We start from the raw sequence: 12238 nt of genomic DNA, 5'->3' as shown, positions 1-12238 counted from the left end.
AATTTCATGCATTGGACGCATGAAAAGTGGCGGCCTACTTTTGACGCATGCCTCCTGCCAGTACCAAGGCGCCCACCACCGTGGGCGCCGCCCCGCCGTCCCCCTCGCCCTCCCCCGCACTCCTCGCCCCGGGCGGCCCCGGCTACCGCCGCATGAGCTTCGCGCTCTTCGCCGCCGGTGTGGCCACCTTCGCCCTCCTCTACTCCACGCAGGCGCTGCTGCCCGCCGTCTCCGCCGGCTTCGGCGTGAGCGCGAGCGCCGCCAGCTGGACGGTTTCCGCCGCGACCGGCGCGCTGGCGCTGTGCGTCCTGCCGCTGAGCGCTCTCTCCGAGCGCTACGGGCGGCGCACCGTGATGACCGCCTCGCTCGCGGTGGCCGTCGCGGTCGGGCTGCTCGTGCCGTTCGCGCCGAGCCTGGAGTGGCTGGTGGCGCTGCGCGCCGTGCAGGGTGCGGCGCTCGCCGGTCTGCCGGCGTCGGCGATGGCGTATCTCGCCGAGGAGGTACGGCCCAAGGCGCTGGTCGCCGCGATCGGCCTGTTCGTGGCGGGCAACAGCATCGGCGGCATGAGCGGCCGGATCGTCACCGGCTGGGTGGCACAGCTGTGGGGCTGGCGCGCGGCGCTCGGCGCGGTGGGCCTGATGGCGCTGGCATGCGCGCTGGTCTTCCGCGCGATGCTCCCCAAGGCCCGTCATTTCACGTCGGGTTCGCTCAACCCGAAGGCGCTGGCCGAGACCGTACGGGGCCACCTCGCCGACCCGCTGCTGCGACGGCTGTACGCGATCGGCGCGCTGTTCATGACCGTCTTCGGCGCGGTCTACACGGTGATCGGCTACCGCCTGGTCGAGGCGCCCTTCAACCTCCCCCAGGGCATCATCGGCTCGATCTTCCTGGTCTATCTGGTCGGTACGGTCTCCTCCGCCGCGGCCGGCCGGCTGGTCGCCCGCCTCGGCCGCCGCGGCGCGCTCTACCTGGCGGTCACCACGACCACCGCGGGTCTGCTGCTGTCGCTGGCCGATTCGCTGCCCGCCGTGCTGCTCGGCCTCGTCCTGATCACCGCGGGATTCTTCGCGGGCCACGCGGTCGCCTCGTCCTCGGTGAGCCGTACGGCCAGGACGGGCCGCGCTCAGGCATCGGCGCTCTACCAGTCCGCGTACTACCTCGGCAGCAGCGCGGGCGGCACGCTCGGCGCGGTCGCCTTCCACTCCGGCGGCTGGGCGGGCACGGTGCTGCTGGGTCTGCTCGCTGTCCTCGGCGTCGTATCGATCACGCTGTACGGGACCCGGGTGGCACGTGCCGAGCACCGGCTGGTGCTCGCTGCGGCCCGGCGCTGAAATAAACACCGAAATCCGTACAACTCCAACTCCCCGGCGTGCGTCCAACCGGCAGGCATATCGCAACTGCGCGGTGCACGGAGGGGAGTTGGTGGCTGTGAGGGGCATCACGAGGGGCACACACCACAGACGAGCGGGCGTCGTGCTCGGTCTGACCGGACTGGTGGTTCCGCTGACCATGGCACTGGGCAGCGCGCCCGCGCAGGCGGCGTCGTGCACAACGTCAACGGGCCCGTACCAGAAGCAGGTGGAGAAGTTCCTGGGCCGCCCGGTGGACGGCAAGCAGTCGGCGGCCGACTGCCGGGCGATCCGGACCTTCCAGGGCTGGCACGGCATCAAGCCGACCATCGGGTACGCGGGTGAGATCACCTGGCGCACCATGAACACGATCCTCCAGCAGAGGGCGGCGGGAAAGACGCCGAACAAGGCGGGCAAGTGCCCGACCGACAAGGGCCGTATCGCGTGCGTGGACCTCACGCGCCAGCTGACCTGGATCCAGGACGGCGCGAAGCTGAAGTACGGCCCAGTCCCGGTGCGCACGGGCAAGAACGGCACCGAGACCCGTACCGGCTCGAAGAAGATCTATCAGCGGAGCGTCAACCACTGGTCGACCCTCTACCGCGTATGGATGCCGTACTCGCAGTTCTTCGACGGCGGCCAGGCCTTCCACTCCACGACGAAGTCGATGTACAACCCGCCCGGCTCCGGTGGCTGCGTCAACATGCGGCCCGCGGACGCGAAGGCATACTGGAATCTTCTGAAGAAGGGCGACGACGTGTACGTCTACGGGCGCAAGCCCGGGACCTGACCCCCATTGTCAGTGCCCTCCTGTAGGTTCCGAAGGGCTGGGGCCGATGGGCGACAGGGGTGGACCCTATGAGTGATCTGGCAGCGACACAGGACCTGGATTCCAGGCTGGAGCAGCACCGCAGGGAGCTGACCGGCTACTGCTACCGCATGCTCGGCTCCGCCTTCGAGGCGGAGGACGCGGTCCAGGACACGATGGTCCGGGCCTGGCGGAACTTCGAGAAGTTCGAGGGGCGCTCCTCGCTGCGCTCGTGGCTCTACCGCATCGCGACGAACGTCTGTCTCGACATGCTGAGCGCAGGCAACCGCCGGGCCCGCCCGATGGACCTCACATCCGCCACGCCGGTGGCTCATGCACAGCTCAACGCCCGTCCGGAGATCACCTGGCTGGAGCCGGTGCCGGACGGGCGGGTGCTGCCGTCCGTCGCCGACCCGGCCGAGACCGCGGTGGAGCGGGAGAGCATCCGGCTCGCGTTCGTCGCCGCGCTGCAGCATCTGCCGCCCAAGCAGCGGGCGGTGCTGATCCTGCGCGAAGTCCTGGCGTGGAAGGCCGCCGAGGTGGCCGAGCTGTTGGGTACGACGGTGGCTTCGGTCAACAGCGCGCTGCAGCGGGCGCGGGCGACACTGGCGGAGTCGCAGCCCGCGTCGACCGACGCGGACGACCCGCTCGACGAGGAGCAGAAGAAGCTCCTCGACCGCTATGTCGCGGCCTTCGAGGGTTACGACATGAAGGCGCTCACGGCCCTGCTGCACGAAGACGCGACCATGTCCATGCCGCCCTACGACCTCTGGCTGCGCGGCCACGACGACATCGTGGGCTGGATGCTCGGCGTCGGCGAGGTCTGCCGGGGCTCGAAGCTGGTCCCGACCGTGGCCAACGGCTCGCCGGCGTTCGCGCAGTACCACCCGAGCGGGACCGGCGAGGGGTACGAGCCGTGGGCGCTCATCGTCCTGGAGATCAGAAACGGCATGATCGGCGGGATGGACTTCTTCCTGGACACCAAGCGCTGGTTCCCGCTGTTCGAGTTGCCGACGTGGCTGGACTCGGAGGACGCCGCCGCGGGCTGACACCCCCTGGTCCACCGCCTCTAAGCGACAACCTCGCCGAACCCCACCAGATCCAGCAGCGCCAGCAGTTCCGGCCCGGCATTGCGCAGCCGGATCCGACACCCCAGCCGCCGGGCGGTGAGCTGCAGGCGGGCGAGAGCGTTCACAGCGGCCAGATCGGTGTGAGTGAGTCCACCGACCTCACAGATCGCCTCCCTGGCATCGCTGCCGATGAGCTGAGCGTCCAACTCCTCGCACAGACGCGGCACATCGGCCGCGGCCACTCTCCCGGCGATGCGCACGACGATCGGCTGTGTGGCGTCCACAACCAACAGACCCCCCGGGCGGCCATAACTCATCGCCATGGCCGTCCCGGGGGCAATAACGTCAGGCGATGCGGTCCAGCACGATCGGGTTCGCGGTGAACTCCGTGCCCGCCGGGGCGATGTCGTACGCCGAGGTCAGCGAGTCCAGCGCGTAGGCGAACTTCTCCGGAGTCTCCGTGTGCAGGGTGAGCAGAGGCTGGCCGGCCGTCACCGTCTCGCCCGGCTTGGCGTGCAGCTCGATGCCCGCGCCCTCCTGGACCGGGTCCTCCTTGCGGGCGCGGCCCGCGCCGAGGCGCCAGGCCGCGACGCCGATGTCGTACGCGTCCAGGCGGGTGAGGACGCCGGAGGAGGGCGCCGTCACCACGTGCTGCTCACGGGCGACGGGCAGTGTGGCGTCGGGGTCGCCGCCCTGGGCCGCGATCATGCGGCGCCAGTGGTCCATCGCAGAACCGTCGGCCAGTGCCTTCTCCGGGTCGGCGTCCTTGATGCCGGCCGCCTTGAGCATCTCGTGGGCGAGCGCGAGGGTCAGCTCGACGACATCGGCGGGGCCGCCGCCCGCCAGCACCTCGACGGACTCGCGGACCTCGAGGGCGTTGCCGGCGGTGAGGCCGAGCGGGGTGGACATGTCGGTGAGCAGCGCGACGGTCTTCACACCGTGGTCGGTGCCGAGTCCCACCATGGTGGAGGCGAGTTCGCGGGCGTCCTCGATGTTCTTCATGAAGGCGCCGGAGCCGACCTTCACATCCAGGACCAGCGAGCCCGTGCCTTCGGCGATCTTCTTCGACATGATCGACGAGGCGATGAGCGGGATGGCCTCGACGGTGCCGGTGACATCGCGGAGCGCGTACAGCTTCTTGTCCGCCGGGGCGAGTCCGTCGCCCGCGGCACAGATCACGGCGCCGGTGGAGTCCAGGACGTCCAGCATCTCGGCGTTGGAGAGCAGGGCCCGCCAGCCGGGGATGGACTCGAGCTTGTCGAGCGTGCCGCCGGTGTGGCCGAGGCCGCGGCCGCTCAGCTGCGGTACGGCCGCGCCGCACGCGGCGACCAGAGGCGCCAACGGCAACGTGATCTTGTCGCCGACGCCGCCCGTGGAGTGCTTGTCGGCGGTCGGGCGGGAGAGCGCGTCGAAGTTCATGCGCTCACCGGACGCGATCATCGCGGCCGTCCAGCGGGCGATCTCCGCACGGTTCATGCCGTTCAGCAGGATGGCCATCGCCAGCGCCGACATCTGCTCGTCGGCGACCTCACCGCGTGTGTAGGCGTCGATGACCCAGTCGATCTGCTCCGGGCTCAGCTCGCCCCGGTCCCGCTTGGTGCGGATGACGGAGATGGCGTCCATGGGATTCCTTCCGGCAAATGAAGTGCGTACACGCGACTCTACGCGCATAGAGAAGTCGAGAAAATATGAGTGAGGAGCGGCCCTCCCGCTACGGGCGGGAGGGCCGCGGTGTCAGCGCAGGTGCCCGGGCCCGAAGGCCTGCGGCAGCATCTCGGACAGCGGGAGAACCCCTTCCGGGGTCTCCAGAAGCAGCTCGGGACCGCCGAATTCGTACAGCAGCTGACGGCATCTGCCGCACGGCACCAGCAACTCGCCCCGGCCGTCCACGCAGCTGAAGTGGGTCAGCCGGCCGCCGCCCGTCGCCTGCAGCTGGGAGACCAGACCGCACTCGGCGCACAGGCTGAGCCCGTACGAGGCGTTCTCGACGTTGCAGCCGACGACCGTGCGGCCGTCGTCGACGAGCGCGGCCACACCGACCCGGTAACCCGAGTACGGGGCGTACGCGTGCGACATGGCCTCACGCGCCCGCTCGCGCAGAGCGTCCCAGTCGACGGCCGCCGTCACGTGCCTTCGCCCTTCCGGTACGGCATGCCATCGGCCTTCGGCATCCGGAGCCGCTGTGCGGAGAGTGCCAGGACCAGCAGTGTGGTGATGTACGGAGCGGCGTCCACGAACTGGCTCGGCACCTCGTTGGTCAGCGCGTACCAGGCGAACAGCAGCGCCGAGGCGGCCGCCGAGATCACCGCGGGCACGTACTTCTTCTTGTACAGCTGCCAGATGACGACCAGCACCAGCAGGATCGCCAGCAGTAGCAGCATCGCGTGGACGTTCTCGGCACCGCCGCGCAGCTTGAGGCTGTCGGTGAAGCCGAAGAGGCCGGCGCCCAGCGCCATACCGCCCGGCATCCAGTTGCCGAAGATCATCGCGGCGAGACCGATATAGCCACGGCCGCCGGTCTGGCCCTCCTGGTAGATGCCGGTGGACACGATGGCCAGGAAGGCGCCGGCGAGGCCCGCCAGACCGCCGGAGACGGCGACGGCGATGTACTTGTACTTGTAGACGTTGACGCCGAGCGACTCGGCGGCGACCGGGTTCTCACCGCAGGAGCGCAGCCGCAGACCGAAGGACGTGTGCCACAGGATCCAGGTGGTGGCCGGGATCAGCAGCAGCGCGACGACGGTCAGCAGGGACAGGTTGGTCACCAGCCCGCCGAGCACACCGGCGATGTCCGAGATGAAGAACCAGTGTCTGCCCTGCAGATCCTTCAGCCAGTCCGACAGCCCTGGAATCGTGATCGAGGTGATCGGTTCGATCCTCGGGGACTGCTTGGAGGAACCGCCCGGGGCCTTGTCGAAGGTGAAGTTGGACAGATAGCGGGTGACGCCGACGGCCAGGATGTTGATGGCCACACCGGAGACGATGTGGTTCACACCGAAGGTGACGGTGATGATCGCGTGCAGCAGACCGCCGAGCGCACCGCCGAGGATGCCGACGGCCACGCCTGTCCACGGGCCCCACTGGTAACCGGCCCAGGCGCCGAACCAGGTGCCGAGGATCATCATGCCCTCGAGACCGATGTTGACCACGCCCGAGCGCTCGGCCCACAGACCGCCGAGGCCGGCGAGACCGATCGGGATGGCGAGCTGAAGCGCGCCGGAGACCTGGCCGACGGAGGTGAGGTCCTCGGCACCGCTGATGATGCGTACCAGCGAGACCAGGGCGAGCGCACCCGCGATGATCAGCAGGACGACGGGGGTGGAAAGTTTGCGTCGGGAGCTCTTCTTGGGTGCCGCGCTCACTGCGGAGACCGTGCTGGTGCTCATTACGCCGCCACCTCCTCACGGTTCTTGCGGGCTGCCGCGGCGAGCTCGTCGCCCACCTTCTGCTGCTGGCGGCGGAGCCCGTAGCGGCGGACGAGTTCGTAGCTGACGACGACCGCGATCACGATCAGGCCCTGCATGATCGTGGCGATCTCACTCTCATAGCCGTGCTGGTCGAGCGTCGCGGACGCCTTGTCCAGGAAGGCGATGAGCAGCGCGCTGAAGAAGATGCCGATCGGGTTGTTGCGGCCGAGCAGGGCGATGGTGATGCCCGTGAAGCCGATCCCGGTCGGGAAGCTGAGGCTGTACGTGTGGGTGTCGCCCAGCAGCGTCGACATACCGGCCAGACCCGCGACGGCACCCGAGATCAGCATCGCGGTGAGGATCATCTTCTTGGCGTCGACACCGGAGGCCGCGGCGGCGCTCTCACTGGCGCCGGTGGCACGCAGATCGAAGCCGAAGCGGGTGCGGTTGAGGACGAACCAGTAGACGATGCCGAGCGCGAAGGCGACGAACGTGAAGCCGTAGATCTCGCCGCCGTCACCCATGGTCAGGCCCGGGAACCAGCCGGACTCCGGGATGTCACCGGTGGTCAGGTCGTTGGAGCCGGGCGGCTGGACACCGAGGTTGTCCGGCAGGATCAGCCAGGCGATCAGGCTGGTGGCAATGGCGTTGAGCATGATCGTGGAGACGACCTCGCTCACTCCGCGGGTGGTCTTGAGGATGCCCGCGATACCGGCCCAGAAGGCGCCGGTCAGCATCGCGACGAGCAGGATCAGCGCGATCTGCAGCGGGCCCACCAGGTCGATGCGCGCGCCGACCAGCGCGGCCACCATCGCGGCGAGCCGGTACTGGCCGTCGACACCGATGTTGAAGAGGTTCATCCGGAAGCCGACGGCGACGGCGAGGGCCGCCAGGTAGTACGTACCGGCCTGGTTGATGATCAGGACCTGTACGTCGACGTACCCGGCGTTCTCGATCATCAGGCTGTACGGCTCGAACGGGTTGCGGCCCGAGGCGAGCAGCACCACGGAGGTGAGTGCGATGGCGACGGCCAGCGCGAGCACCGGGCCGGCGAGGGCCAGGATCACCCGGTCCTTGTCGAATTTCTTCATCGGGCCTCGTCCTCTTCGCCCGCGGCGGAGCCGCTGTCATGTGCTTCGAGATGGCCGGTGGCCGCGCCGGTCATGGCGGAACCCAGCTCCTCCGGAGTGATGGTGGCGGGGTCCGCGTCGGCGACCAGCCGGCCGCGGTACATGACCCGCAGGGTGTCGGAGAGCCCGATCAGCTCGTCCAGGTCCGCGGAGATCAGCAGCACCGCCAGGCCCTCATGACGGGCCTCCCGGATCTGGTCCCAGATCTGCGCCTGCGCGCCGACGTCCACACCGCGGGTGGGGTGGGCGGCGATGAGCAGCTTGGGCTTGTGGCTCATCTCGCGGCCGACGATCAGCTTCTGCTGGTTGCCGCCGGAGAGCGAGGCCGCGGTGACCTCGATGCCGGGGGTGCGGACGTCGTACTCGCGCACGATCCGCTCGGTGTCGCGGCGGGCGGCCTTGAGGTCGAGGAGGCCCCTCTTGCTGTTGGGGCTCTCGGTGACATGGCCGAGGATGCGGTTCTCCCAGAGGGACGACTCCAGCAGCAGGCCGTGGCGGTGCCGGTCCTCGGGGATGTAGCCGATGCCGTCCTCGCGGCGCTTGCGCGTCGGGGCGTGCGAGATGTCCACGGTGTCGAGCGTGATCACGCCGCCGTCGGGGTCGCGCATGCCGATCAGCGCCTCGATCAGCTCGGTCTGGCCGTTGCCCTCGACACCGGCGACACCCAGAACCTCACCCTTGTGAATGGTGAAGTTGATACCGGCGAGGACCTCGCGGACCACGCCGTCGGGGTCGGTGGCGGTCAGCTGCAGGTCCGAGACCTGCAGCATCGGCACATCGGTGACCGTCGACTCACGGGTCTCGGGCGAGGGCAGTTCGCTGCCGACCATCAGCTCGGCGAGCTGCTTGGTGGTGGTGTTCGCCGGGTCGGCGGTGCCCACGGTCGTACCGCGGCGGATGACGGTGATGTCGTCGGCGACCGACAGCACCTCGCCCAGCTTGTGCGAGATGAAGATGACGGTCAGGCCCTCGGCCTTGAGCTCGCGCAGGTTGTCGAAGAGCGCGTCGACCTCCTGCGGGACGAGCACGGCGGTCGGCTCGTCGAGGATCAGGATGCGGGCCCCCCGGTAGAGGACCTTGAGGATCTCCACGCGCTGGCGGTCGGCGACACCGAGGTTCTCGACCAGGGCGTCGGGGCGCACATTCAGTCCGTACGCGTCCGAGATCTCCCGGATCTTGTCACGGGCCTTGTTGCCGATGCCGTACAGACTCTCGCCGCCGAGAACGACGTTCTCCAGGACGGTGAAGTTGTCGGCGAGCATGAAGTGCTGGTGCACCATGCCGATGCCGCGGGCGATGGCGTCGGCCGGGGTGCTGAAGCTGACCTGGTCGCCGTCGACGGTGATGGTGCCCTCGTCCGGCTTCTGCATGCCGTAGAGGATCTTCATCAAGGTCGACTTACCGGCACCGTTCTCGCCGACGAGGGCATGCACGGTGCCCTTGCGGATGGTGATGTCGATGTCGTGGTTGGCGACGACGCCGGGAAAGCGCTTGGTGATGCCGTGCAGTTCTACAGCGGCGGGCGGGCTGGACGCGTTGATGACGCACTCTCCTTGGCGGAAAGGAGCGGGAAGCAGACGGGCGGGAGCGGGAGGCAGGGCGGGGGCGAAGCTATCGCGCCGATGAGGCGTCTACGCGCGTAGCGCTGCCGAATCGTGAAGTTGTGGTGCCAAATACGGCCCGAGGGCCAGGAAAGGCGGCAGCGCCTGCCTTCCCGGGCCCCGGGACTCACGCCGGCCAATGGCCTTACGGCGTGGTCTTGACCGTGATCGTGCCGTCGATGATGCCCTTCTTCGCCTTCTCCACAGCGGCGGTGAGGTCAGTCATCTTCTTGTACTCGGGGTTGGAGTCGGCCAGGCCGACACCGTCCTTGTCGAGCCCGTAGCGGACCTCGCCGCTCTGCGGCTTGCCGTCCTTCACGGACTTGATCAGGTTGAAGACCGCGTCGGCGACGTCCTTGGTCACCGAGGTGAGGATCTTCGCCTTGTACTTGGCCAGACCGGCCTGGCTGTACTGGTCCGAGTCCACGCCGATGGCCCACTTGCCGGCCGTGGCGGCAGCCTCGATCGAGCCGGAGCCCGCGAGACCGGCGGCGTGGTAGATCACGTCGGCGCCCTTGTCGAGCTGGCCCTGCGCGGCGGCCTTGCCGAGGTCAGGCTTGGAGAAGCCGTCGAAGTTCGGCGGCTGCGTCAGGTACTGCTTGAGCACCGTGACCTTGGGGTTGGTGTCCTTGACGCCCTGCACGAAGCCCGCCTCGAACTTCTTGATCAGCGGGACCTCGACGCCACCGATGAAGCCGACCTTGTTGGTCTTGGTGGCCTTGGCGGCGGCGACGCCGGCGAGGTAGGAACCCTGCTCCTCGTTGAAGACGAGGTTGGCGATGTTCTTACCGGTGACCGAGGTGTCGTCGATGATGCCGAAGGTGGTCTTCGGGAACTTCGGCGCGACCTTCTTGATGGCCGGGGCGTAGGAGAAGCCGACACCGATCACCGGGTTGTTGCCGGCGCGGGCGAGCTCGGTGAGCCGCTGAACCTTGTCGGCGTCCGACTCACCCTCGGAGGGCTCGTCTTCGCTGCCCTTGACCTTGAGGTCCTTCTCCGCCTTCGCCAGACCGGCGTAGGCGGCGTCGTTGAAGGACTGGTCGCCGCGACCACCGATGTCGTACGCGATGGCGGCGCTGTCCTTGTCGGAGGCGGCGTCCGAAGACGTCTTTCCGCCACACGCGGTGGCGCTGAGTGCGAGAGCCGCGGACGCGATGCCCACGGTGGCGATTCTGGTGATCCGGCGCAAGAGGAGGGTCCCTTCAAGACTGACCGAGAGCGCCTCTTCCGGCGCTGGTTTTGCGGCGATCGTAACGCGCGTAGATGTCAGTTAAAGACCTGTTCATCAGTCGTTATCGGATCGTCGCGAACCAGCCACGAGCCACGCTCGCCCCAGCGACCCCGGCTTTTCGACGTACTCCCACGTCGGTGCGCCGCCCGGCCCCGATACAGGGCCGGGCGATGCCTCCTCAGCTGCGCCGGCCGTCCAGCAGCACGGCCGCCGTGAACAGCTCCACGCCGACCTCGATGGCACGCTCGTCGACGTCGAAGTCGCCGCGGTGCAGATCGTGCCGGGCGGTGTCACCGGGCGTCCGGACGCCCAGCCGCGCCATCGCGCCCGGGACGTGCTCCAGATACCAGGAGAAGTCCTCGCCGCCCAGGCTCTGTTCGGTGTCCTCCACGGCGTACGGTCCCCTGCGCGCGGTCTGCGCGTCCCGCAGCAGCTCCGTCACGACCGGGTCGTTGACCACCGGCGGGACTCCGCGGATGTAGTTGATCTGCGACTTGGCCCGGTGCAGCGTGGCGATCTCGTCGATCGCGGCATGCACCAGGTCGGGGGCGGCGCGCCAGCCGGGCAGATCGAGGCAGCGCACGGTGCCGGACAGTTCGGCGTGCTGCGGGATGACGTTGCAGGCGTGACCGGCCTCGATACGGCCCCAGGTAACGGCGAGCCCGGAGCGGGCGTCGACCCGGCGGGCGAGCAGGGCCGGAACCTCGGTGGCCACCTTCGCGACGGCGGTGACCAGATCGGTGGTCAGATGCGGGCGGGCGGTGTGGCCGCCGGGGCCGTCGAGGGTGATCTCGAGCCGGTCGCAGGCGGAGGTGATGGGGCCCTGCCGCAGACCGATGACTCCGGCGTCGACCTTGGGATCGCAGTGCACGGCGATGATCTTGCCGACGCCGTCCAGTACGCCGGACTCGATGGCGTCGGACGCGCCGCCGGGCAGCACCTCCTCGGCGGGCTGGAAGATCAGCCGGACCGGCTGCGGAAGCAGCCCCTGCCGGTCGAGCTCGGCGAGGACGAGGCCCGCACCCAGGACGGTGGTCGTGTGGACATCGTGCCCGCAGGCGTGCGCCCGGTCCGGGACGGTGGAGCGGTAGGGCACGCCGGCCTTGGTGTCCGGGATGGGCAGCGCGTCGATGTCGGCGCGGATCGCGAACAGGGGACGTACGCCGTCCCAGGAACCGATGTCACACATGAGTCCGGTACCCGTGGCGAGCACCCGGGGTTCGAGGCCGGCCTGCTCGAGGCGGGCCTTGAGCACGGCGGTGGTACGGAACTCCTGGTTGCCGAGCTCCGGGTGCATATGCAAGTCGCGGCGGAACTCGACCAGTTCGGCGCGCAAGGACTCGGACAGCGTGCCGGCCGGTACGGCCCCGCCGGGCTGTTCGGCTTCGGACTCGCGGGACATCAGTTGGTTCACCTGTTGAAGAGTAGGCCCAGGCATGCCCCGACCGACCACCGATCAACGAAAGATCAGCCCGATAGGGTAAGGAAAGATGGCCGCGAGGTGCATGGTTGTCCACTCATGTGGGTAAGCTCACTTCTCTTCTCGACCGGAAGTCGACCGGCGATCCCCGAAGAGCCAAGGATTTTCCGCGATCCGAGGCTCACTCCGTGACGAACCAGTTGCAGCCAATTGTCCTCTACT

General features: G+C 68.7%; 11 protein-coding genes. 3 read left to right on the top strand and 8 right to left on the bottom strand.

All coding sequences use genetic code 11. The features are described from left to right. The first annotated feature begins 47 nt into the window (after nucleotides 1-47). The 3 genes from ACWDZ6_RS13380 (at nucleotide 48) to ACWDZ6_RS13370 (ending at nucleotide 3206) form a co-directional block, all read left to right on the top strand. Nucleotides 48-1331, top strand: coding sequence for an MFS transporter (locus ACWDZ6_RS13380; protein ID WP_451502926.1), 1284 nt, complete (start codon nucleotides 48-50; stop codon nucleotides 1329-1331). A gap of 178 nt (nucleotides 1332-1509) precedes the next feature. Continuing rightward, entirely contained in the window at nucleotides 1510-2139 is a 630-nt protein-coding gene (locus ACWDZ6_RS13375; RefSeq protein WP_451502972.1) for a L,D-transpeptidase family protein, read from the top strand. 68 nt (nucleotides 2140-2207) lie between these two features. Then, on the top strand, nucleotides 2208-3206 hold the full coding sequence (locus ACWDZ6_RS13370; protein WP_451502925.1) for a sigma-70 family RNA polymerase sigma factor: 999 nt from the start codon (nucleotides 2208-2210) through the stop codon (nucleotides 3204-3206). A gap of 20 nt (nucleotides 3207-3226) precedes the next feature. Here the strand turns inward: ACWDZ6_RS13370 and ACWDZ6_RS13365 are convergent, their stop codons facing one another. The 8 genes from ACWDZ6_RS13365 to ACWDZ6_RS13330 all read right to left on the bottom strand — a co-directional run bounded on the left by ACWDZ6_RS13365 (nucleotide 3227) and on the right by ACWDZ6_RS13330 (nucleotide 11998). Further along, a complete protein-coding gene (locus ACWDZ6_RS13365; protein ID WP_451502924.1) occupies nucleotides 3227-3511 on the bottom strand; it encodes an STAS domain-containing protein in 285 nt (94 codons plus the stop codon). Between the two features lie 61 nt (nucleotides 3512-3572). Next, complete coding sequence (locus ACWDZ6_RS13360; RefSeq protein WP_389174523.1) at nucleotides 3573-4850, bottom strand: thymidine phosphorylase; 1278 nt, start codon at nucleotides 4848-4850, stop codon at nucleotides 3573-3575. Nucleotides 4851-4961: 111 nt separating this feature from the next. Then, nucleotides 4962-5354 carry a cytidine deaminase gene (locus ACWDZ6_RS13355; RefSeq protein WP_451502923.1) on the bottom strand — a complete coding sequence of 131 codons (393 nt, stop codon included), beginning with the start codon at nucleotides 5352-5354 and terminating at the stop codon, nucleotides 4962-4964. Then, on the bottom strand, nucleotides 5351-6613 hold the full coding sequence (locus tag ACWDZ6_RS13350; RefSeq protein WP_451502922.1) for an ABC transporter permease: 1263 nt from the start codon (nucleotides 6611-6613) through the stop codon (nucleotides 5351-5353). Before ACWDZ6_RS13350 ends, ACWDZ6_RS13355 begins: the two co-directional genes overlap by 4 nt. Next, nucleotides 6613-7725 carry an ABC transporter permease gene (locus ACWDZ6_RS13345; protein ID WP_451502921.1) on the bottom strand — a complete coding sequence of 371 codons (1113 nt, stop codon included), beginning with the start codon at nucleotides 7723-7725 and terminating at the stop codon, nucleotides 6613-6615. The genes ACWDZ6_RS13350 and ACWDZ6_RS13345 overlap by 1 nt, the downstream gene beginning before the upstream one ends. Continuing rightward, nucleotides 7722-9272 (bottom strand): ABC transporter ATP-binding protein, encoded by a 1551-nt coding sequence (locus ACWDZ6_RS13340; RefSeq protein ID WP_451502971.1) that lies wholly within the window; start codon nucleotides 9270-9272, stop codon nucleotides 7722-7724. The genes ACWDZ6_RS13345 and ACWDZ6_RS13340 overlap by 4 nt, the downstream gene beginning before the upstream one ends. A 238-nt stretch (nucleotides 9273-9510) precedes the next feature. Next, entirely contained in the window at nucleotides 9511-10554 is a 1044-nt protein-coding gene (locus ACWDZ6_RS13335) for a BMP family lipoprotein (protein ID WP_389174511.1), read from the bottom strand. A gap of 220 nt (nucleotides 10555-10774) precedes the next feature. Further along, entirely contained in the window at nucleotides 10775-11998 is a 1224-nt protein-coding gene (locus ACWDZ6_RS13330; protein WP_451502970.1) for an amidohydrolase, read from the bottom strand. Nucleotides 11999-12238 lie beyond the last annotated feature (240 nt).

The organism is Streptomyces sp. NPDC002926, from assembly GCF_053591755.1.
The sequence above is the reverse complement of the archived record's forward strand: the minus strand, read 5'-3'. Positions and strand labels throughout refer to the sequence as shown.